Raw genomic sequence first — 365 nt, 5'->3', positions numbered from 1 at the left:
AGTGCTGGAAGTCGGCAAAGCATAACGCCAGACGCATTAACAAATCACCAGCGGCAGCTAATACGCTGCGGCTGGTGAACAATAAGTACGCTGTACACAGAATTCAGGAGAGTCACCTATGGGCTTTAATGTCGCACTGAGTGGACTGGGCGCCGCCCAGAAAGATCTGAACACCACAAGTAACAACATTGCCAACGCCAATACCTACGGCTTTAAAGAGTCGCGGGCCGAATTTGGTGATGTGTATTCAAGCTCCATTTTTTCCAACACCAAAACCACCACAGGTGGCGGTGTCCAGAATTCTGTGGTGGCTCAGCAATTCCATGAAGGTTCCAGTATTTATACCAACAACCCGATGGATCTGC

Annotated in this window: 1 protein-coding gene; it reads left to right on the top strand. The window is 49.3% G+C overall.

Going from position 1 to position 365, the window contains the following annotated elements:
* Nucleotides 1–118: 118 nt before the first annotated feature.
* The coding region (locus ACYP03_RS24725; RefSeq protein ID WP_459782488.1) for a flagellar hook-basal body complex protein at nt 119–365 on the top strand (247 nt) is incomplete at its 3' end.

The sequence above is a fragment of the Photobacterium sp. R1 genome (assembly GCF_054600795.1).
The sequence above is the reverse complement of the archived record's forward strand: the minus strand, read 5'-3'. Positions and strand labels throughout refer to the sequence as shown.